18 protein-coding genes are annotated in these 17,690 nt (G+C 73.4%); 11 read left to right on the forward strand and 7 right to left on the reverse strand.

The window, feature by feature from the left end:
• The first annotated feature begins 2 nt into the window (after positions 1–2).
• From ACGFYP_RS03570 to ACGFYP_RS03585, 4 genes are all read left to right on the forward strand, one after another.
• Positions 3–2,762 (forward strand): ATP-binding cassette domain-containing protein, encoded by a 2,760-nt coding sequence (locus ACGFYP_RS03570; RefSeq protein ID WP_393485893.1) that lies wholly within the window; start codon positions 3–5, stop codon positions 2,760–2,762.
• Positions 2,759–3,586 (forward strand): ABC transporter ATP-binding protein, encoded by an 828-nt coding sequence (locus tag ACGFYP_RS03575; RefSeq protein ID WP_393485896.1) that lies wholly within the window; start codon positions 2,759–2,761, stop codon positions 3,584–3,586. The genes ACGFYP_RS03570 and ACGFYP_RS03575 overlap by 4 nt, the downstream gene beginning before the upstream one ends.
• A 114-nt stretch (positions 3,587–3,700) precedes the next feature.
• Complete coding sequence (locus ACGFYP_RS03580; protein WP_393486036.1) at positions 3,701–4,495, forward strand: aldo/keto reductase; 795 nt, start codon at positions 3,701–3,703, stop codon at positions 4,493–4,495.
• Between the two features lie 126 nt (positions 4,496–4,621).
• Complete coding sequence (locus tag ACGFYP_RS03585; protein ID WP_361962887.1) at positions 4,622–5,086, forward strand: RICIN domain-containing protein; 465 nt, start codon at positions 4,622–4,624, stop codon at positions 5,084–5,086.
• A 26-nt stretch (positions 5,087–5,112) separates the two neighbouring features.
• On the opposite strand, the gene ACGFYP_RS03590 is transcribed toward ACGFYP_RS03585, so the two are convergent.
• Positions 5,113–6,009 carry a class I SAM-dependent methyltransferase gene (locus ACGFYP_RS03590; protein WP_393485899.1) on the reverse strand — a complete coding sequence of 299 codons (897 nt, stop codon included), beginning with the start codon at positions 6,007–6,009 and terminating at the stop codon, positions 5,113–5,115.
• 62 nt (positions 6,010–6,071) lie between these two features.
• Positions 6,072–7,004 (reverse strand): cupin domain-containing protein, encoded by a 933-nt coding sequence (locus ACGFYP_RS03595; protein ID WP_393485901.1) that lies wholly within the window; start codon positions 7,002–7,004, stop codon positions 6,072–6,074.
• Positions 7,005–7,151: 147 nt separating this feature from the next.
• Here ACGFYP_RS03595 and ACGFYP_RS03600 point away from each other — a divergent pair, with 147 nt between their 5' ends.
• On the forward strand, positions 7,152–7,997 hold the full coding sequence (locus ACGFYP_RS03600) for an NmrA family transcriptional regulator (RefSeq protein WP_393485903.1): 846 nt from the start codon (positions 7,152–7,154) through the stop codon (positions 7,995–7,997).
• Here the strand turns inward: ACGFYP_RS03600 and ACGFYP_RS03605 are convergent.
• Positions 7,954–8,949 carry a helix-turn-helix transcriptional regulator gene (locus ACGFYP_RS03605; protein WP_393485905.1) on the reverse strand — a complete coding sequence of 332 codons (996 nt, stop codon included), beginning with the start codon at positions 8,947–8,949 and terminating at the stop codon, positions 7,954–7,956. The genes ACGFYP_RS03600 and ACGFYP_RS03605 overlap by 44 nt on opposite strands.
• Positions 8,950–8,988: 39 nt before the next feature.
• Here ACGFYP_RS03605 and ACGFYP_RS03610 point away from each other — a divergent pair, with 39 nt between their 5' ends.
• Together ACGFYP_RS03610 and ACGFYP_RS03615 are read left to right on the forward strand one after the other, a co-directional pair.
• Positions 8,989–9,468: a hypothetical protein gene (locus ACGFYP_RS03610; RefSeq protein ID WP_393485908.1), complete on the forward strand. Its 480-nt coding sequence runs from the start codon at positions 8,989–8,991 to the stop codon at positions 9,466–9,468.
• Positions 9,465–9,923 carry a hypothetical protein gene (locus ACGFYP_RS03615; RefSeq protein WP_393485910.1) on the forward strand — a complete coding sequence of 153 codons (459 nt, stop codon included), beginning with the start codon at positions 9,465–9,467 and terminating at the stop codon, positions 9,921–9,923. Before ACGFYP_RS03610 ends, ACGFYP_RS03615 begins: the two co-directional genes overlap by 4 nt.
• On the opposite strand, the gene ACGFYP_RS03620 is transcribed toward ACGFYP_RS03615, so the two are convergent.
• Positions 9,910–10,665, reverse strand: coding sequence for a methyltransferase domain-containing protein (locus tag ACGFYP_RS03620; RefSeq protein WP_393486039.1), 756 nt, complete (start codon positions 10,663–10,665; stop codon positions 9,910–9,912). The genes ACGFYP_RS03615 and ACGFYP_RS03620 overlap by 14 nt on opposite strands.
• Positions 10,666–10,695: 30 nt before the next feature.
• Entirely contained in the window at positions 10,696–11,001 is a 306-nt protein-coding gene (locus tag ACGFYP_RS03625; RefSeq protein ID WP_393485912.1) for a 4a-hydroxytetrahydrobiopterin dehydratase, read from the reverse strand.
• 91 nt (positions 11,002–11,092) lie between these two features.
• On the opposite strand from ACGFYP_RS03625, the gene ACGFYP_RS03630 reads away from it, so the two are divergent.
• Positions 11,093–11,902: a helix-turn-helix domain-containing protein gene (locus tag ACGFYP_RS03630; RefSeq protein WP_393485914.1), complete on the forward strand. Its 810-nt coding sequence runs from the start codon at positions 11,093–11,095 to the stop codon at positions 11,900–11,902.
• On the opposite strand, the gene ACGFYP_RS03635 is transcribed toward ACGFYP_RS03630, so the two are convergent.
• Positions 11,892–12,311, reverse strand: coding sequence for a hypothetical protein (locus ACGFYP_RS03635; RefSeq protein ID WP_393485916.1), 420 nt, complete (start codon positions 12,309–12,311; stop codon positions 11,892–11,894). The genes ACGFYP_RS03630 and ACGFYP_RS03635 overlap by 11 nt on opposite strands.
• A gap of 291 nt (positions 12,312–12,602) precedes the next feature.
• Here ACGFYP_RS03635 and ACGFYP_RS03640 point away from each other — a divergent pair, with 291 nt between their 5' ends.
• The 3 genes from ACGFYP_RS03640 (at position 12,603) to ACGFYP_RS03650 (ending at position 15,751) form a co-directional block, all read left to right on the forward strand.
• Positions 12,603–13,682 carry a mechanosensitive ion channel domain-containing protein gene (locus ACGFYP_RS03640; RefSeq protein WP_361962907.1) on the forward strand — a complete coding sequence of 360 codons (1,080 nt, stop codon included), beginning with the start codon at positions 12,603–12,605 and terminating at the stop codon, positions 13,680–13,682.
• Between the two features lie 94 nt (positions 13,683–13,776).
• Entirely contained in the window at positions 13,777–14,454 is a 678-nt protein-coding gene (locus tag ACGFYP_RS03645) for a beta-glucanase (protein ID WP_393485919.1), read from the forward strand.
• Positions 14,455–14,545: 91 nt separating this feature from the next.
• The gene (locus tag ACGFYP_RS03650; protein WP_393485921.1) at positions 14,546–15,751 is read left to right on the forward strand and encodes a low temperature requirement protein A; all 1,206 of its coding nucleotides are present in this window, start codon (positions 14,546–14,548) and stop codon (positions 15,749–15,751) included.
• Between the two features lie 43 nt (positions 15,752–15,794).
• On the opposite strand, the gene ACGFYP_RS03655 is transcribed toward ACGFYP_RS03650, so the two are convergent.
• Complete coding sequence (locus ACGFYP_RS03655) at positions 15,795–17,648, reverse strand: alpha/beta hydrolase (protein WP_393485923.1); 1,854 nt, start codon at positions 17,646–17,648, stop codon at positions 15,795–15,797.
• Between the last annotated feature and the right edge of the window lie 42 nt (positions 17,649–17,690).

Consider the following 17,690-nt stretch of genomic DNA (forward strand, 5'->3'; position numbering starts at 1 on the left):
GCGTGGGTGACCTGCTGGGCTTCGTCCTGAGCGGGCTGGTCTCGGGCGCGCTGTACGCGCTGCTCGCGACCGGGCTCGTGCTCTCGTACTCCGCCTCCGGACTCTTCAACTTCGCGCACGGCGCCACCGCGTACCTCTGCGCGCTGGCGTTCTACGAGCTCCACTCCGGCTTCGGCTGGCCGGCCGTGCCCACCGCCCTGCTGCTCGTGTGCGTGGTCGCGCCGGGCCTCGGCCGGGGGCTCGACCGGCTGATGTTCCGGAAGCTGGCGGGCGTCGGCGAGACGGCGCAGATCGTCGCGACGATCGGTCTGCTCGTCGCCCTGCCCGCGGCCGGGCTGTGGGCGGTCGAGCTCCTGGAGCGGGCCGGGGCGCCGGTCCTGCCGGCCGAGAACCAGTTCGGGCTGCCGGGGGTCGGGCCGAGCCCCGCGGAGTCCTGGCAGCTCCTCGACGGCGTCGGCATCGACTCCGACCAGCTCATCACCTGGGTCGCGACGGCGCTCGCGGCCGCCGGTCTTTGGGTGCTCATGCGGCACACCCGGCTCGGGCTGCTGCTGCGCGCGGCCGTCGACAACCGCTCGCTGACCGAGCTGCGCGGCATCAGCGCCGACCGGCTGTCCTCGATCGCCTGGATGCTGTCCTCGGGCCTCGCCGGGCTCGCCGGAGTCCTCGCGACCCCGCTCCTCGGCCTCTCGGCCCACGACTACACCCTCTTCCTGTTCGTCTCGGCGACGGCGGCGGTCCTCGGACGCTTCGCCTCGGTGCCCCTCGCGTTCGCGGGCGGCCTCGGGCTGGGGGTCCTGCAGAACCTGGTCGCCGGGTACTCCTCGTTCGCCGAGGACATCACCGGCTTCCGTACCGCCGTGCCCTTCCTCATCCTCTTCGCCGGGCTCGTCGTGCTCGCGCAGCGGCGGCGCGCGGCGGGCACGGCGGCGGCGGACCCGCCACCGGTCGACTACCTGGCCGGGAAGGGCTGGGGCAGGCGTTGGGGCGCGTGGGTGGTGGCCGGCGTGCTGCTGGGGACGGCCTTCTACACCGTCACCACCCCCTTCTGGAGCGGGATCCTGGCGCAGGGGCTCGCCATCGGGCTCGTGTTCATGTCGTTCACGGTGCTCACCGGGCTCGGGGCGATGGTGTCGCTGGCCCAGGCGACGTTCGTGACCGGCGCCGCCCTGGTCGCCGGCCTTCTGATGAGCCACGGCTGGCCGTTCGTGGCGGCGGCGGCCGTCGGCACGGTCGCGGCGGCGCTGCTCGGCGCGGTGGTGGCGCTGCCCGCGCTGCGGCTCGGCGGGCGGTCCCTGGCGCTCGCCACGCTCGCCCTCGCCTTCCTGGCGGACCAGGTCCTCTTCCAGCTGGGGTGGCTGCGCAACGGCGACACCGGCTGGGAGATCCCCCGGCCGGTCGTCGGCCCGGTGGACCTGGGCGACGACCGGGCACTCGGGCTCGCACTGGTCCTGCTCTGCGGGGCGGTCGTGGCGCTGCTGACGTGGCTGCGCGGCTCCCGGTGGGGCCGGGCGATCCTGGCGGTGCGGTCGGCGCCGGAGGCCGCCGCCGCGTCGGGCGTGTCGGTGGTCCGGACGAAGCTCCTGCTCTTCACGGTGTCGGCGGGGCTCGCGGGGTTCGGGGGCGTGCTCCTCGCCTCGTACAGCACGCGGATCACGGCGACGGACTTCACGGCGATGACGGGTCTGGTGTGGCTGGCCGTCGTCGTCGCCGCGGGCGTGCGACGCCCGCAGTTCGCGGTGGTGGCGGGGCTCGTCTTCGCGGTGGTCCCGCACCTGATGGCGACGTACGTGACGGAGTCGGCGCATCTACCGGTGATCCTCTTCGGTCTGGCGGGCCTCGCGCTGGCCAACGACCCGGACGGGTACTGCGCGGCCTGGCCGTCCCGGCGGGCGGCGCGGGCGCGTGCGCGGGCCGGCTCACCGGCGCCGGTGGCTCCGGCGGCTTCGACGGCCGCTGCCCCGGCTCCGCCTGCGGCCGCGGCGATCCCGGCCCAAGTGCCGTTGTCGGTACGGGAGGGGGCGCGGGGTCCCGAGGCGGGCGCGGGGCGGCCGTCCGACGGCGTGCCCGCGCTCGAACTGCGGGGCGTACGGGCCGGGTACGGCGGCGCGGCCGTGCTGCACGGGGTGGACCTCGCGGTGCGCGGGGGCGAGGTCCTCGTGCTGCTCGGGCCCAACGGGGCAGGGAAGTCCACCCTGTGCCGCGTGGCCGCGGGCCTGCTGCGGCCCGCCGAGGGTCTGGTACGGGTACGGGGCGAGGACGCGACCCGGGACGCGGCGGTCGCACGGGCGCGGCGCGGGGTGCGGCTCGCGCCCGAGGGGCGGGGGATCTTCGCCGGGCTCTCGATCGAGGAGAACCTGGCCCTGCACCTGCCGGCGGCCGAGGACCGGGACGCCGTCTACGCCCGCTTCCCGGTGCTCGCCGCCCGCCGCGGCGTCGCCGCCGGGTCCCTGTCGGGCGGGGAGCAGCAGCTGCTCGCGCTCGCCCCACTCCTCCAGCACCCGCCGGAGGTCCTCGTCGCCGACGAGCCCTCCCTCGGCCTCGCGCCCCGTGTCGTGGACGAGGTCTTCCGGCTCCTCACCGAGCTCCGCACGCAGGGGACCGCGCTGCTCCTGGTCGAGGAGAAGGCGGCCGAAGTGCTCGGCATCGCCGACACCGTCGCGTACCTCGCACAGGGCGAGACGGCCTGGTCGGGGCCGAGGTCCGAGGTGGATCCCGACCGGCTCGCCGAGGCCTATCTGGGGACGGGAGTCCGCCGATGACCGCTGCCATGCTCCGTGCGACCGGGGTCGACGTCCGCTTCGGCGGTGTCCACGCCCTGCGCGACGTGACGATCGACGTGCGGCCCGGCGAGGTCTGCGGCCTGATCGGGCCCAACGGCGCGGGCAAGACGACGCTCTTCGACGTCCTGTCCGGGATCCGCAGGCCGGACGCGGGCTCCGTCGCGTACGCGGGGGCGGACATCACCCGCCGCTCCCCCGTCTGGCGGGCCCGCCACGGCATCCGCCGGACCTTCCAGCGGCAGCAGCTCTTCGGGCAGCTGACGGTGGCCGACAACCTGGTCGTGGCCCAGGACTGGCGGGGCGGGCCGCGCCGGGCCGCGCGCCACCGGGAGCGGGCGGCCGCCGTGCTCCACGAGTGCGGGCTCGACGCGCTGGCCGGTTCCTACGCGGGCGCGCTGCCCGTCGGGCAGGCCCGCATGGTCGAACTCGCCCGGGCCCTCGCCGACCCGCCCCGGGTCCTGCTGCTCGACGAGCCGGCGTCCGGTACGACGGCCGAAGAACGCCGTCAACTGGCCGCCGTCGTCCGGCACATGGCGGACGAGGAGAACTGCGCGGTGCTGCTGGTCGAGCACAACGTGGCCTTCGTGATGGAGCTGTGCTCGCGGGTCGTGGTGCTCGACCTCGGCCGGGTCCTGGCCGAGGGGACGGCCGCCGAGGTCCGGGCGGACCCGGCGGTCAGGGAGGCATACCTCGGCTCGGCCTCCGGCGGCCCGGGGGGACCTGGCAGCCCGGGCGGCCCCGGCAGCCCTCGCGGACCTGGCGCCGAGGAAGGTGCGCGGACCGATTCCGGCCGACGGGAATGAGATCGTCCCCGCGGGTGTTGCCGCAGGGAGTACCACCCCCCGAGATGTAAGGATCGACCGCACGTGAGCACGGACAGCAAGGTCCCCTCCCTCACCCTCAACAACGGCGTGGAGATGCCGCAGCTCGGCTTCGGCGTCTGGCAGGTGCCGGACGACGAGGCGACCCGGGCGGTGGCGACCGCCCTGGAGGCCGGTTACCGCTCGATCGACACCGCCGCGATCTACGCGAACGAGACGGGCACCGGCCGGGCGATCGCCGCGTCCGGCCTCCCTCGCGAGGAACTGTTCGTCACCACCAAGCTGTGGAACAGCGAGCAGGGCCACGACTCGACGCTGCGGGCCTTCGACGAATCGCTCGCCAAGCTGGGCCTGGACCACGTGGATCTGTACCTCATCCACTGGCCGGTGCCGACGAAGGACGCCTACGTCGACACGTACCGGGCCTTCGAGAAGATCCTCGCCGACGGCCGGGCGAAGGCGATCGGTGTCTCCAACTTCCTCCCGGAGCACCTGGAGCGGCTGATCGGCGAGACCTCTGTCGTCCCCGCCGTCAACCAGATCGAGCTGCACCCGCACCTGCAGCAGCAGGCCTCGCGCGAGGCGCACGCCCGGTACGGCATCGCGACCGAGGCCTGGTCGCCGCTGGGTCAGGGCAAGGGTCTGCTCGACGTCCCGGCGATCGTCGCCGTGGCGCAGAAGCACGGCCGCACCCCGGCGCAGGTGGTGCTCCGCTGGCACCTGCAGACGGGGAACGTGGTCATCCCGAAGTCGGTGACCCCGTCCCGTATCCGCGAGAACATCGACGTGTTCGGCTTCGCGCTGGACGACGAGGACATGGCCGCGATCGCCGTCCTCGACGAGAACCGGCGCCTCGGCCCGAACCCGGCCGAGTTCCACGTCGGCGCCTGAGCGCCACGAGCGCCTGAACGCACGAGCCGAGGGTGGGTGCCGGTCTTCCGGCGCCCACCCCGCCCGTATGCGCGGCGGATCCGTCGGTCAGGAGGAAGTCACGGTCATGGAAAAGGAGTTCGCCCAGTGAGCGGTTCGCCCACGCCGGTCGACGAGGGTCTCTACCGGGTACGGAACGTGGCCAGCGGGCTGCTCCTCGAGGTGTACCAGGGGTCGAGCCGCAGCGGCGCCAACGTGCAGCAGGGCAAGGAGAACGGCACGCCCGGCCAGCACTGGCACATCGTTCCGGTGGAGAACGGCGGCGGCCTTCATCACCTGGTGAACGCGGCGAGCGGCAAGCGGCTCGACGTGGCGAACGCCTCGACGGAGAACGGCGCCAACATCCAGCAGTGGAAGGCGAACAACTTCGGCGCGCAGGAGTGGATCATCGAGCAGGACCTCCAGTCGCCTGGCACGGTCGCGCTGGTGAGCTTCATCAGCGGGCTGCTCCTGGAGGTCGAGGACGGGTCGATGGACGACGGCGGGAACGTACGGCAGTGGGAGGACACCGACTCCCCCTCCCAGTGGTGGCAGTTGGAGCCGGTGACCTGATCCGCCGTCGGGCGCCGGGGTGACGCTCAGCCCTTGCGGGCGGTGTGGACGGTGGAGGCGGAGAGCATGAAGAGGTCCGTCCGCCGGTGCACGGAGAGCGGGTCAGCCGGGTCGAGCAGCCGGTCGAAGGTCGCCCGGTCCTCCGCGTCGAGCCGCTCGGAGAGCGGCTCACGCAGCCGCGTGAAGTGGGCGACGATCTGTTCCCGGTGGACGGCGGGCACGGGCGCCGGGACGTCGGTGAGGAAGGTCCGGGTGCCGCTGGGGGTGAGCCCCGCGTCCGCGAGCAGCGCCCGCCAGTCGTCCACCTCGTCCTTGCTGTCCGGGAGTCCGGCCCGCATCTCGGCGAACAGGTCGGCGTGCGCGGCCTCGATCCTGGTCTCCAGGCCGGGTCGGCCGAAGCCGATGTTCGCGGGCAGGTGGCGGGCCTGGAGCCCGCCCTCGACGAGGGCGATCAGTCCGCCGGGCCTCAGGAGTCCGGCGAAGGAGGCGAGGGCGGCTCGCTGGTCGCCGATGTGGTGGGTGGAGTTGCCCGCCCAGATCAGGTCGGCCTCGCCCAAGGCGTCGAAATCCGCAGGGAGTTCGGCGTGCAGGGTGGTGACGCGGCCGGCCATGCCCTGGGCATCGGCGCGCTCGCGCGCCCGCTCCAGGAGCTCCGGAGTCGCGTCCACGGCGACCACGTCGGCGTACGGGAAGGCCTCGGCGAGCAGGGTGGAGATCACCCCGGGGCCGCTGCCGACGTCGAGGGCCCGGCGGACGCCGACGGCCGGGACGAGCTCGCCGAGCCAGGCGGCGGCCCGGGTGTAGAGGGGGCTGTGCAGTTCGGCCTGGCGCTCCAGGAGCGGCGCCATCGCGGCCCAGTCGAGGTGGTCGGCGTGGTCGTGGTCGTGGCCGTGGTGGTGGCCGCGCTCGTGGTCGTGAGTCATGGCGCCAGCCTGCGGGCGACGCGCGAGAAACGCGAGATTTCTTGCCGTTCCGGCAACAGGGTTCACTCCCGTCGCCGGAACTCCTGCGGGCTGACCCCCCGGACCCGCTTGAACGCGGCGCTCAGCGCGAAGGCGCTGCTGTAGCCGACCTGTCCGGCCACGGACTCGACCGTCGCGTCCGTCTGGCGCAGCAGATCGGCGGCGCGGGCGAGCCGCCAGCCGGTGAGGTACGTCATCGGCGGTTCACCGACGAGCTCGGCGAACCGGCGGGCGAGCCCGGCGCGGGAGACGCCCGCCTTCGCCGCGAGCGAGGAGACCGTCCAGGGGTGGGCCGGATCGTTCTGCAGGAGGCGCAGGGCGCGGCCGACGACGGGGTCGGCCATGGCGCGGTACCAGGCGGGGGCCTGCGCGCCGGGCCGGGAGAACCAGGCCCGTACGGCGGCGATGAGGAGCAGGTCGAGGACCCGGTCGAGGACGACGCTCTGCCCTGGTTCGTCGCGGGAGATCTCCTCGTCGAGGAAGGGCATCAGCGGGCAGTTCCACATGTCGGCGGGCAGGTGGAGCAGGGGCGGCAGCGCGTCGAGGAGACGGCGGCTGACCTCGCCGCCCATCTGGTAGGTGCCGACGAGGACGGTGTTCGCGCCGTCGAGGGCGTTGCCCCAGGTCCGTACTCCCAGCTGCATGGACCGGGCGAGCGGCTCCCCGCTCAGGGTGGTGCAGACGCCGCCGGGGCCGATCCTGGCGCGCGGCGGAGCGTCGGGCGCGTCCGCGACGGTGTACGGCTCCGGGCCGCGCGCGATCGCGATGTCGCCGGGGCGCAGCAGGACGGGGGCTCCCCGGTCGGGGACGATCCACGCCTCGCCCTCCGTGACGCACATCAGGCAGAGCGGCGCGTGGTCCTCGATCCGTACGGACCACGGCGACTCCATGATCATCCGGAGCAGGAAGGCCCCTTTGGCCCGTGGTCCGTCGAGGAGTCCGGCGAGAGCGTCCATAGGCCGCAAGGTTAGACGGGCGGTGGAGGGACCGCGGAGGCGCCGGGCGCGTGGGCGTATCCGTAGCGGGAGGAGTGTGGACGCACACGTATGGGAGTGAGTCCGTGGAGCATGGGAAGCGGGCCCGGATCCCGCGAGTCTTGAGCCATGACGACGAACACGAACAACACGCAGACGATCCTGGTGACCGGCGCGAACGGCAAGACGGGCCGGCGGGTGGCCGAGCGGCTGACGGCCCGGGGCGCGACCGTCCGGGCGGGCTCCCGCTCCGGTACGACCCGCTTCGACTGGGAGTCCGTGGCCACCTGGGCCCCGGCGCTCCGGGGCGCGGACGCCGCGTACGTGAACTACTACCCGGACCTCGCCGCACCCGGCGCGGTCGAGGCGATGCGGACCTTCGGCGAGCTGGCCGCGGCGAACGGTGTGCGGCGGCTGACGCTGCTGTCGGGGCGCGGCGAGCCGGACGCGGTCCGCGCGGAGGAGGCGCTGCGCACGGCGCTCGGCTCCTCGGGCGCCGAACTGACCGTCGTACGGGCCTCGTTCTTCGCGCAGAACTTCAACGAAGGAGCCCTGGCGGACGGCGTCGCGGCGGGGACGCTCGCCTTCCCCGCGGCCGGGACGGCCGAGCCGTTCATCGACGCCGACGACCTGGCGGACGTGGTCGTGGAGACACTGACCCAGGACGGCCACGCGGGACTCGTGCACGAACTGACGGGTCCCCGCCTCGTGACCTTCGCGGAGGCGGCGGCGGTGCTGTCGGCCGCCTCGGGCCACGAGGTGACGTACGTCCCGATGAGCGAGGGTGAATACGCCTCCCTGCTCCAGGAGTTCGGCGTCCCCGCGCCGGACGCGCAGTGGCTCTCCGCCCTCTTCGCGATGCTGCTCGACGGCCACAACGCCTTCGTGACGGACGGGGTGAAGCGGGTCCTGGGCCGCGAGCCGCGCGACTTCACGGCCTTCGCGACGGAGGCGTGGGCGGCGACCCGGGCGTGACTCCGTAACGGGTCGCAAGGCGGGAGACGGTCTCGGTGAGGAGGTCTCGGAGCTCCACCGGCTCCAGGACCTCCACCTCCGCGCCCAGGCCGAGGAAGGTGTGGTGGGCGTGCGCGAGGGACTCGATCGGGAGGGTGGCGCGGATCCGGCCGTCCGGCTCGGGGACGCGGGTGGCGGCGAACGCCCGCGCCGCGTCGCCCGTGAGGCGCTTCGCCCCCTCCGGGGTGATCAGGACGACGGCGTCCCCGCCGTGGAGCCGGGTGCGGAAGGCGAGCTGGTGCGCGGACCAGTAGTCGGTCAGCGAGAAGTCCTCGGGGATGTCGAACTCCTCGTCCGTGACGTCGAGTTCGAGGATCTGGTCGACACGGTACGTACGCGGCCCCGGCCCCGCGACCAGGTACCAGCGGCCGGCCTTGAGCACCAGACCGTACGGTTCGAGGCGTCGGTCGACGTCGGTGGGTTCCTTCCAGCGGCGGTAGCGCGCGGCGAGGACGCGGCCCGCGCGCACGGCCTCGGCGACCTGCGCCAGGAAGGGCGCGTCGGTGTCCTCCGCGTACCACCCGGGCGCGTCGATGTGGAACCGGGCCCGCAGCCGGTCGACATGGTCGCGCAGCGGCGTCGGCAGGGAGGCGCGCAGTTTCAGCTGGGCGTCGACGAAGTGTGCGCCGAGCCCGAGTTCGGCGGCCGCGCCGGGGATCCCGGCGAGGAACAGCGCCTCCGCCTCCCCGGTGTACAGGTCGGTCAGCCGGGAGAAGCGGTGGCCGGCGAGGAGCCGGTAGCCGCCGGAGTGGCCCGCGTCGCCGTAGAGCGGGACACCGGCCGCGTGCAGGGACTCGACGTCGCGGTAGACCGTCCGTACCGACACCTCCAGCTCGTCGGCGAGCTGGGCGGCGGTCATCCGGCCCCGGGTCTGGAGCAGGAGAAGGATCGAGATGAGTCGGCTGGACTTCACTGACACAAGGTGTCAGTGAAGCGCTCCTACAGTCCAGCCATGGCTTTCGCAGAGAAGTTGCTCTTCGTGCCGCCGCCGATCGAGGTGGCCGGCAGGCTCGTCAAGCGCTACCACGTCACGCACGACCCGGCGGGCATCGCGCCGGAGGTGGAGAAGGCGGCGTACGCGATGCTGCCGGAGATCCTCCCCGAGCCCGACGGCACGCCGCCCGCGACCTTCGTCGTGCTGCACAGGGGCGGCGACAGCGGCGCGTACCTGAACGCGTACAGCTGGGTCTGGGACAACGTGATCCACTTCGCCGGCGCGGCGGCCGGCCAGCCGGTCCTCGGCTGCCCGGACACGGACCCGACCCACTTCGTGAAGACCGCGCTGCCCTGGATCGGGTGTGTGTGGGAGCTGCCGCCGATCGACCACGAACGGAACGCCTGGGTACGGCACATCCTGAAGCCCGACTCCCCCGACCTCGACGGCTACGTCCTCGACTCCCTTCCCGCAGGCACCACAGGAGAGCGCGCATGACCACCGCAGACGGCTTCGACTTCCTCGACGGGCGCTGGAGCGTCCACAACCGTCGCCTCGCGGACTTCCTCGATCCCGACAGCGGCTGGGAGGAGTTCTCCGGCCACACCACCGGCCGGCTCTTCTGGAGCGGCCGGGCCCATGTCGACGAGATCGTCTTCCCGTCCAAGGGGTTCAGCGGCCTGACGCTGCGGCTGTACGAGCCGGAGACGGGCGAGTGGACCTTGAACTGGTCCAACAGCCGTACCGGCCGCCTCGACCCGCCGGTCAGGGGCCGGTGGGCCGAGGACGGAACAGGAGAGTTCCACGGCGAGGACCGCTACGCGGGCAAGGACGTGCGGGTGCGGTTCCGCTGGTCGGGCGTCTCTGCCGACACCGCCCGCTGGGAGCAGGCGTTCGCGCCGGCCGGCGGGGAGTGGGTGACGAACTGGGTGATGGAGTTCAGTCGCGGTTGACGGGGCGGTCGACGGGGCGATGGAAGGACACCAGCCGGTACGCGGGGTCGGCGCGGGGGCGATCCTGGTCCGGGAGGGCGGCGAGGTCGGCGGTGAGCGCGACCGTCGTTCCCGGGGAGCCGTCGAACCAGGAGGCGTAGTAGCCGCGTCGCAGGTTCTCCGCCGTGCGGCGCGGGGTGGTGCCCTGGCCATGGCCGGTGAAGCGGGTGGCGCCCGCCGGGACGAGGCCGTGGGCGGTGGCGGTGGCCGCGATCAGGTCGCCCCGGTCGGAGGCCCGCTCGTGGGAGCGGTACGGGGCGAGGACGCGGTCGATGTCGCTGCCGACGTCGTGGGCCGCGTCCTTGTCGACCGTGGCGACGAACACGCCACCGGGGCGCAGCACCCGGGCCGCCTCTGCGACGATCGCGGCCGAGAACGGCACCAGGTGCAGCAGCCAGACGGCGCTGACGGCGTCGACGGAACCGTCCGGCAGGGGCAGCGCGCGGGCGTCGGCGAGGACGACCCCGCCCCGGACGCGCCGGACCGCCTTGCGGGCCATGCCGGGCGCCGCGTCCGCGCCGTGGACCCGCAGGCCCGGTCGGGTCAGCCGCTCGGTGACGAGGCCGGTGCCGCAGGCGAGATCGAGGAGCGTACGGGCGCCGGGCGGGACGAGGCGCAGGACGGCCTCGGCCGCCGCCTCGGCGCGCGGCACACCCCCACGCGTCTCGTCGTAGCGATCCGCCTCGGCGTCGTAGTCCAGCACGGTCTCCCCCATGGGGGAGAGCCTAGGTCGTCAGCTCGCGCCGTGTCCCGGGGCGATGTTCTCGACGCGGGTGGCCAGTTCGAAGTCCTTCTCGGTGACCGCGGGTCCGGCGGAGTGGGTGTTCACGGAGACCGCGACGGTGTTGTAACCGAGCGTCAGATCCGAGTGGTGGTCCAGTTCCTGCTGGATCCGCGCGACGTGGACGACCAGGGCGGTGGCCGCGAAGTGGTCGCCGAGACGGTAGGTCCGGGTGATCCGGTCGTCCGCGAGGGACCAGCCGGGGAGCTCACGCAGCCGGTCCTCGATCTCCTTCTGCGACAGCGGCTCTGTGGCCATGTCCGTACTCCCTCGGGTCGTGGTTGCTGACGGCGACGATACGGTCCCCTGGACTCGATACCCGAGCCGACACCTGGGATAGCGTCGGAGCATGACTTCTCTCGCGACGGACTCCGGGGTGGGGCCGCTGCTGCGCGGCTGGCGCGAGCAACGGCGGCTGAGCCAGTTGGAGCTGGCGCTGCGGGCGGATTCCTCGGCCCGGCACATCTCCTTCATCGAGACGGGCCGGTCCCGGCCGAGCGAGCAGATGGTCCTGCGTCTCGCCGAGCACCTGGACGTGCCGGTGCGGGACCGGAACGCGCTGCTCCTTGCGGCCGGTTACGCGCCCCGGTACCAGGAGTCGACGCTCGACGACCCGCGCCTGGAGACGCTCCGCGCGGGCATCGAGCAGCTGCTGCGCGGGTACGACCCGTATCCGGCGCTCGTCGTGGACGGCACGTACACGGTGGTGGCGGCGAACGACAGCATCGGGCTGCTGCTCGCCGGGCTGCCGGAGCACCTGCTCACCCCGCCGCTGAACGCGATGCGGATCACGCTCCACCCGGAGGGGCTCGCGCCACGGATCCGGAACCTGCGGGAGTGGCGGGGTCATCTGCTGGCCCAGATGGAGCGCCAGATCGCCCTGTCCCGCTCGCAGCCCCTACGGGATCTGTACGAGGAGGTGGCGGCGTACCCGCTGCCGGAGGGCACCTCGGACCCGGACGACCGGGAGGACCCGGAGCCGTACCCGTACTTCGCGCTGCCCCTGCGGATCGAGCACGACGGCCGGGTGCTGTCGTTCGTGTCGTCGATCTCGACGTTCAACACCCCGATGGACGTGACCGTCGCCGAGCTGGCCATCGAGACGCTGCTCCCGGCCGACCCGGAGACGGTCACGTATCTGCGGTCGCTCAGGAGGTAGCGGACGCCCGCAGGGCGGACCACTGGAGGCCGGCGAACCCGGCGACGGTGGCGGCCTGGACGAGGGTCCACACCACCCCGGCGGTGGTGGGCTCCAGCCAGGCGACGAGCGCGACGACGCTGAGCACGGTCCAGAGGATGTTGATGTCGACGACGGCCTTCACGCCGAGGACCGGCGGCTCGACGCGGCTCGCCACCCAGGCGACGCCGGCGGCGTACACGGCGAGGACGATGCCGAGTTCGAGGAGCAGGGCCCGGTCGATGCCGAGCAGCTCACCGAGCGGCCCGGAGGCGGCGACGTAGGCGAGCGCGTTGGCCCCGGTGACGAGGGCGTCGAGCGCGAGGAACCGACGCACCATGGACTGCGGCCTGGTGGTACGGGAGAGTCCGGCGAGCAGGGCCTGGGACATGGCGAATCAGCCTCCATCGGTGAGGTATGCGCTGCTGGTGGTCCCGAAGCTCGGCCGGAGTGCGCCGGCCGAGTCCCGGTACGCACCACGATGCCGCCGCGCCCGACGCGGGTCGATTACGTGCGAGGTAATGCGAAGCCGGGGGTTTGGCGGGCGGTTCGGTGGTGAGGCGAGGAGGACGATCCCGTGGACGTCCCGTGCGTCCGGACTTCGAGACTTCCGGACGTCCAGAAGTCCAGGCGTCCGGACGTCCAGGCGTCCACGACTCATCGACCACTCGACTGGGGAGCCATGGAGAGCCTTCTTCGGCTTGCGCTGGTGCTCGGCGGTTCGGCGCTCGTGACCTTCGCCGCCGGCCGCACGGCCGACCTGATCCTGCGGCACGCGGACGCCCGCCATCCCGAGACCCCGCTCTGGGGGTTGCTGCGCCGGTGCCGCACACCGCTGTACGTCGTCCTGCTGACCGCCCTCCTTGGGTGGACCCACCGCGCGTCGGACTGGGGGCCGTTGCGCGAGCACCGGGCGGGGGTCGGCCATGTCCTGCTGCTGTGTCTGATCGGCGGCGGCGCCTGGCTGGCCGTGCGGGTCGCGGCGGCGGTCGTCGAGTCCTCGTACGCGCGGTACGCCGGGCGGTCCAACGATCCGGCCCGGGTGCGCCGGGTCCGTACCCAGGTCACGCTCATCATGCGCGTGGTGGCCGTCGCCGTCGGCGTGATCGCCACGGCCGTGGCCCTGGTGACCTTCCCCTCCTTCCGCACGCTCGGCACGTCGCTGCTCGCCTCGGCCGGGATCATCGGCATCGTCGCCGGTGTCGCGGCGCAGTCGACGCTGGGGAACCTCTTCGCCGGGTTCCAGATCGCCTTCGGCGACATGGTGCGCCTGGGCGACACGGTCGTCGTCGACGGCGAGTGGGGACTCGTGGAGGAGGTGACGCTGACCTTCCTCACCGTACGGACCTGGGACGAACGCCGGGTCACGCTGCCCGTCTCGTACTTCACCTCCCGTCCCTTCGAGAACTGGTCGCGGGGCGGTGCGGAGATGACCGGCACGGTCTTCGTCCACTGCGACCATTCCACGCCCGTCGCGTTGATGCGCGCGCACCTCCGGGAGTTCCTGGAGACCTGCCCCACCTGGGACCGCCGGGGCTGGGACCTGGCCGTCACGGACACCTCCCCGACCGGGATAACGGTCCGCGCGCTGGTGACCGCGAAGGACTCCGACGACGTGTGGACCACCCGCTGCGCCGTGCGTGAGGAGCTCGTCGGCTGGCTCGCCCGCGAGCACCCCGCCGCGCTCCCGCGCCTCGTCACCGGGCCGGCGCCCGGGACGTCGCCGAAGGATCCCCGGGACGACCTCCCCCACCCGTCGTGACGAGTTCTCGACAGGGAGTGAGCGCTTCCGCATGGGGGCGGCGCCTGCGGGCAGATATCGGGTGGCACGACACCGCCCGTCCGAGGAGCCGCCCATGCCGCCGCCCTTGTCTCCGGCCTCCGAGCCGGTGTTCACCGCGGACTTCAGCTCACGGGAGCAGTGGACCGCCGGCCGTTCGTGGGCGTATCCGGACGGCGGGCCGGTCAACCGGGGGGACAACAAGCTGGACCACCTGGTGGAGGACCCGTCCTACAGCCGGTCCGGGGTCTTTCGCGCGACCCGTCGGCGCGACGGGCTGTGGGACTCCGGGCTGCTGACGACGGAGGGCAGTCCTGAGGGGTTCGAGGTGCGGGCCGGGGACGTGCTTGAGGCGCGGGTGCGGCTGCCCGAGGAGACCGGGGCCTGGCCGGCGATCTGGACCTGGCGCGACGGCGGGCAGGAGGTCGACGTCTTCGAGTACCACCCCGACAACCCCGACCTGCTCGAACTGTCGAACCGCGTGCGGGGCACCCACCTCTACCACCGCTCTCCCTCGGTGCGGCCCGGCGGCTGGATTCGGCTGCGGACCGAGTTCGGGGCGCGCTCGGTGGTGTGGTGGCTCGACGACGAGGAGGTCTTCGCCGACGGGCGCGGGGTCGGCCCCTCCTGGCACGCCTGTCTGATCGTCAACCTCTCGGTCTGCGCGGGCCGTTATCACCCCGCGCCGGATCCGGAGACGCGCGAGATGTCCTTCGAGGTGCGTGACCTGCGCGTGTTCCGGCCGGGTGCGTGAGCGGAGCCGCCCGGCCGGACGCGTGACCCGCGCGTGGGTATTGTTCGCGCCGTGGCGGCGGGGGCCGCCGCCGGGACGCGGGGAGACGCACATGGCGTGGCGCAGGGACCGGGCGCGGATGGTGGCGGCCGGGGACGAGCATCGGGTGACGCCCGCCGAGCTCTTCTTCGACCTGGTGTTCGTGTACGCGATCACCCAGGTGACCGCTCTGATGGCGGCCGATCCGTCGCCGGTGCGGGTGGGCGGGGCGATGATCGTGCTCGCGCTGCTGTGGTGGTGCTGGTGCTGTTTCGCCTGGCTGGGCAATGTCGTGCGGGCCGACTCCGGCGCGCTGTTCGCGGTGCTCGTCGTCGTGATGGCGGTCGTCTTCATCGTGTCGCTCGTGGTGCCCGAGGTGTTCGCCGACAGGCCCGGTGGGCTCTCGGCCCCGCTGCTCTTCGTGCTCTGCTACGGAGCCGTGCGCACGCTCCATCTGGTCTCGTACTGGCTCTCCAGCCCCGACGACGCGGCCCTGCGGGCCACTCTGCGGCGTACGGCGCTGCTCTCCGTGGCACCACCGATGGTGCTGCTGCTGATCGGCTCCGCGTACACGGGCAAGGTCCAACTCCTGCTGTGGCTGGGCGCGGTGGTCATCGACTACGGCGGCATCTACGTGACGGGGGCATCCGGCTGGCGGGTCAACTCCCCCGGGCACTTCTCCGAGCGGCACGGGCTGATCGTCATCATCGCGCTCGGCGAGTCGATCGTGGCGATGGGCGTGGGGGTGTCGGGCTTCCCCGTCACGGTCGCCGTCCTTGGCGCGGCGGCCGCCGGGCTGCTGCTGTCGGCCGCGCTGTGGGCGCTGTACTTCCGGCGGCTCGCGGAGGGCGCCGAGCAGCGGCTCGCCGCCCTCGAGGGCGACGGGCGGACGCGGTTCGCGCGGGACGTGTACACCTTCCTGCACCTGCCGCTCGTCGCGGGTGTGGTGCTGTGCGCGCTCGGTATGAAGAAGGTCCTCCAACAGGTCGCCGACCCCGGCCACTACGACCTCGCCGAGCCGCTGCACGGAGTCGTGGCCTGGTCGCTGACCGGCGGCGTCGGGGTCTTCCTGCTCGGCGGCGCGGCGATCGTGCTGCGCTCCTCCGGCCGCCGTCCGACGGTCCTCGCCGTGGGCGGGGTGTGCGCGCTCGCGTCCGGCGCGCTCGTCGGTCTCGTCCCCGCCCTCGTGGCGCTGGTGGTCCTGGCCGCCGGGATCACCACGCTCGTCGCCCTGCACGGCCGGGGATCCGCAGCGCCGAGCGGCCACGCAGCCGACTGACACGGTCCTGACCGCGGTCGCGGTCCGATCCCCTGGCTGTGCGTCAGTACGCGGCGTCGCGGTGCTGGATGTAGGCGCGCAGTCTGGTCGTGTCGGCGGCCGTCCAGCCCTCCGGCGGGGCCACCGCCGCCCAGCCGTCCACGGCCCCGGCTCCGTAGCGGTGGCCGTGCGGTGCCTGCACTCCGTACGAGACGGCCATGTCGATCGAGGTCTGCCAGAAGGCGACGAAGGGGAACCAGTCGACCTCGGGGGTGATGTCCGGGCCGAGCGGGTCCGCCAGCCACTCGGGCCGCTCCAGGAGCAGGTCCGGCGACCACCAGACGACGGGGTCGGAGGCGTTCTGCAGATAGACCGCGCGCGGGAACTGCCAGCGGGCCGGCGGCCGGGCGAGGTCGGCCGCGGGGAACTGGGCGAAGCGCACCCGCGCGCCGCCCTCGTACTGCGGGCGCCACACGGGGCTGCCGGGGTCCCGGTCGCGCCGGATCTCCTGGGACGTCGGGGAGAAGTTCGGGGTACCGAGCAGCAGGGCCCCGTCCGTGCGGGCGAGCAGGTCGTCGGGGCCGTCGAAGGAGGCCTCCACCGCGTAGGCCCCGAGGCTCTCGCCGGTGACCAGGAACGTGGGCCGCCGCTCGGCGGGGAGGGCGTCGATCCGGGCGCGTACGGCCTGGACGAGGGCACGGGTGGCCTGGCCGGCCTTCTCCTTGTCGACGAGGAAGGAGACCCAGCTCGGCAGGTACGAGTACTGGACGGCCACGATCGCGGTGTCGCCGCCGTACATGAACTCCAGCGGCTCGGCCACGTTCGGGTTGACCCAGCCGGTGCCGGTGGTCCCTGCGACGACGAGCACCTGGCGGTCGAAGGCGCCGGTGCGCTCCAGTTCGCGGACGGCGAGCCGGGCCTGGGCGGCGAAGGGGCGCTCGTCCGTGAAGGCGGCGGGGAGCGCCGAGGGTATGTAGACGCGGACCGGGTCCATGGCCGGGCCGCCGCTCACGGCGGTCACGCGGGCGCGGGTGGGGACGGAGCCGGTGAAGTTGCGGCCCTGGTAGCCGAGGTCCTGCCAGGGGATGAGGGAGCCGGGGCCGCCGGAGACGTACCGCGAGACGGGCCGGTGGATCCCGTCCTTCGTACCGCCGTTGGTCGCCTCGGCGATCCGGTCGGCGACGTCGACGATCCCCCGGTCGAAGACCACGTCCCTGACGCCGACGAGGACGGCGAGCGTGGAGAGCAGCGCCCCGACGGCGAAGGCGACGGGCCGGGGCAGGAGTCGGCCGAGGAGCCGGATCAGCCTGACGGAGCCGAGCCGCACGGCCCGGGCGACGAGGAGGAGCGTCAGCAGGAGCGCGATCGCCATCAGCGCGATCATCGGCGTGTGCCAGGTGAGCCCTGGCGGCAGGCCCTGCAGGACCCGGAGCTGACGCTGCATCCGGGCGCTCTCGGAGATGAGCCAGACCGAGAGGACCGGGGCGATCACCCAGTACGCCTGCCAGCACCGGGCCCGTACGCGCGCGCCTGGTCGCCGGGCCACGAGCGCCCGGAACAGCCAGGCGGCCGAGGAGCCGAGCGCGTAGCCGATGGCGGCCGTGATGCCGCCGACGACGCCCTGGAGGTACCAGGGGCGCGGGACGAGCGACGGGGTGAGGGAGGCCCAGAAGAAGAGCGTGGCGGCGCAGAGCGCGGTGAGGTCGGGCCAACGGCGGATCAGGTACGCGGGGTCGGGGCGGTCCCAGTAGGGCCGGCGGGCGAGCGCCAGGAGCCGTTCGCCGAGCGTCCGGAGACGGTGAGCGAGTGTCGTCCGAAGACGACCGGCGAGCGCTCGGTGGCGGTCGGCGAGGGCTCGGTGGTGGTCGGCGGGGCCGGTGGACCGATCGGGGGTGGGGTGCCGGTCGGTCGAGGTCATCGGGTCAGCCTCGTGCACCGTGCACCGTTCCGCAACCGGCCC

It is taken from the genome of Streptomyces sp. NPDC048370 (genome assembly GCF_043200825.1).
Classification (GTDB): Bacteria; Actinomycetota; Actinomycetes; order Streptomycetales; family Streptomycetaceae; genus Streptomyces.

Excerpts from the sequence above, each read along its gene's own strand:
- ACGFYP_RS03655 (WP_393485923.1), bottom strand. The coding sequence starts at position 17,648 with ATGACCTCGACCGACCGGCACCCCACCCCCGATCGGTCCACCGGCCCC.
- ACGFYP_RS03645 (WP_393485919.1), top strand. The coding sequence starts at position 13,777 with ATGCCGCCGCCCTTGTCTCCGGCCTCCGAGCCGGTGTTCACCGCGGAC.
- ACGFYP_RS03610 (WP_393485908.1), top strand. The coding sequence starts at position 8,989 with ATGGCTTTCGCAGAGAAGTTGCTCTTCGTGCCGCCGCCGATCGAGGTG.
- ACGFYP_RS03650 (WP_393485921.1), top strand. The coding sequence starts at position 14,546 with ATGGCGTGGCGCAGGGACCGGGCGCGGATGGTGGCGGCCGGGGACGAG.
- ACGFYP_RS03600 (WP_393485903.1), top strand. The coding sequence starts at position 7,152 with ATGACGACGAACACGAACAACACGCAGACGATCCTGGTGACCGGCGCG.
- ACGFYP_RS03590 (WP_393485899.1), bottom strand. The coding sequence starts at position 6,009 with ATGACTCACGACCACGAGCGCGGCCACCACCACGGCCACGACCACGAC.
- ACGFYP_RS03575 (WP_393485896.1), top strand. The coding sequence starts at position 2,759 with ATGACCGCTGCCATGCTCCGTGCGACCGGGGTCGACGTCCGCTTCGGC.
- ACGFYP_RS03595 (WP_393485901.1), bottom strand. The coding sequence starts at position 7,004 with ATGGACGCTCTCGCCGGACTCCTCGACGGACCACGGGCCAAAGGGGCC.
- ACGFYP_RS03580 (WP_393486036.1), top strand. The coding sequence starts at position 3,701 with ATGCCGCAGCTCGGCTTCGGCGTCTGGCAGGTGCCGGACGACGAGGCG.
- ACGFYP_RS03625 (WP_393485912.1), bottom strand. The coding sequence starts at position 11,001 with ATGGCCACAGAGCCGCTGTCGCAGAAGGAGATCGAGGACCGGCTGCGT.
- ACGFYP_RS03640 (WP_361962907.1), top strand. The coding sequence starts at position 12,603 with ATGGAGAGCCTTCTTCGGCTTGCGCTGGTGCTCGGCGGTTCGGCGCTC.
- ACGFYP_RS03615 (WP_393485910.1), top strand. The coding sequence starts at position 9,465 with ATGACCACCGCAGACGGCTTCGACTTCCTCGACGGGCGCTGGAGCGTC.
- ACGFYP_RS03630 (WP_393485914.1), top strand. The coding sequence starts at position 11,093 with ATGACTTCTCTCGCGACGGACTCCGGGGTGGGGCCGCTGCTGCGCGGC.
- ACGFYP_RS03635 (WP_393485916.1), bottom strand. The coding sequence starts at position 12,311 with ATGTCCCAGGCCCTGCTCGCCGGACTCTCCCGTACCACCAGGCCGCAG.